1 protein-coding gene is annotated in these 1,754 nt (G+C 70.6%); it reads right to left on the bottom strand.

What is annotated here, in order from left to right; genetic code table 11:
* Positions 1–1,754, bottom strand: a 1,754-nt coding sequence (locus tag P3H15_RS53795; protein WP_276144790.1) for a biotin carboxylase N-terminal domain-containing protein, incomplete at both ends; no start/stop codon positions are given.

Below are 1,754 nucleotides of genomic sequence, written 5' to 3'. Positions count from 1 at the left end.
TCGGCGAGGACGGTGCCCTGGGTGATGGCGGAGCCGGGTTCGACGGCGAGGCCGGTGACGGTGCCGGCCTTGTGGGCGTTGACGGGGTTTTCCATCTTCATGGCCTCGAGGACGGCGATGAGGTCGCCCTCGGCGACCTGCTGTCCTTCTTCGACGGCGACCTTGACGACGGTGCCCTGCATGGGGGCGGTGACGGCGTCACCGGAGGCGGCGCCGCCGTGGGCGCCGCCGCGGGTGCGGGCCTTGGGCTTCTTGCGGACCGCCCCGGCCGGGGCACCCGCGCCGCCGGTGCCGAGGGTGAACTGGCCGGGCAGCGACACCTCGACGCGGCGGCCGCCGACCTCGACGACGACGTTCTGCCGGGGCAGGGTGTCCTCGTCGTCGAGGGGGGCGGCGCCGGTGAAGGGTTCGATCTGGTTGTCCCATTCGGTTTCGATCCACTTGGTGTAGACGTCGAATGAGGTGCCGTCGCCGATGAAGGCGGGGTCGGCGACGATGGCCCGGTGGAACGGGATGACGGTGGCCAGGCCTTCGACCTGGAATTCGGCGAGGGCGCGGCGGGCCCGGGCGAGGGCTTCGTCGCGGGTGGCGCCGGTGACGATCAGCTTGGCGAGCATGGAGTCGAACTGGCCGCCGATCACGGAGCCGGTTTCGACGCCGGAGTCCATCCGGACGCCGGGGCCGGTGGGGGGCACGAACTTGGTGACCGGGCCGGGGGCGGGCAGGAAGCCGCGGCCGGCGTCCTCGCCGTTGATGCGGAATTCGAAGGCGTGGCCGCGGGGGGTGGGGTCCTCGAGGAGGTCGAGGGCCTCGCCGTTGGCGATCTTGAACTGCTGCAGCACCAGGTCGATGCCGGCGGTTTCCTCGGTGACGGGGTGTTCGACCTGCAGGCGGGTGTTGACCTCGAGGAAGGAGACGGTGTCGCCCTGGACGAGGTATTCGACGGTGCCGGCGCCGTAGTAGCCGGCCTCTGTGCAGATGGCCTTGGCGGAGCTGTGGATGCGGGCGCGTTGGTCGTCGGTGAGGAACGGGGCGGGGGCTTCCTCGACGAGTTTCTGGAAGCGGCGTTGCAGGGAGCAGTCGCGGGTGCCGGCGACGATGACGTTGCCGTGCTGGTCGGCGATGACCTGCGCTTCGACGTGCCGGGCCTTGTCCAGATACTGTTCGACGAAGCATTCGCCGCGGCCGAAGGCGGCGACGGCCTCGCGGGTGGCGGAGTCGAACAGTTCGGGGATTTCTTCGATGGTGTGGGCGACCTTCATGCCGCGGCCGCCGCCGCCGAAGGCGGCCTTGATGGCGACGGGGACGCCGTATTCCTGCGCGAAGGCGACGACCTCGTCGGCGTTCTTGACGGGGTCCTTGGTGCCGGCGGCCATCGGGGCCTTCGCCTTTTCGGCGATGTGGCGGGCGGTGACCTTGTCGCCGAGGTCGCGGATCGATTGCGGGGAGGGGCCGATCCAGATCAGGCCGGCGTCGATCACGGCCTGGGCGAAGTCGGCGTTTTCGGAGAGGAAGCCGTAGCCGGGGTGGATGGCGTCGGCGCCGGACTTGGTGGCGGCGTCGAGGATTTTGTCGAACACCAGGTAGGACTCGGCGGAGGTCTGTCCGCCGAGGGCGAAGGCTTCGTCGGCCAGGCGCACGAACGGGGCGTCGGCGTCGGGTTCGGCGTAGACGGCGACGCTGGCCAGGCCGGCGTCGGCGGCGGCCCGGATCACCCGCACTGCGATCTCACCGCGGTTCGCGACGAGCACCTT

This window comes from Rhodococcus sp. T2V, from assembly GCF_029269925.1.
GTDB classification, from domain to species: domain Bacteria; phylum Actinomycetota; class Actinomycetes; order Mycobacteriales; family Mycobacteriaceae; genus Rhodococcus_F; species Rhodococcus_F koreensis.
The sequence above is the reverse complement of the archived record's forward strand: the minus strand, read 5'-3'. Positions and strand labels throughout refer to the sequence as shown.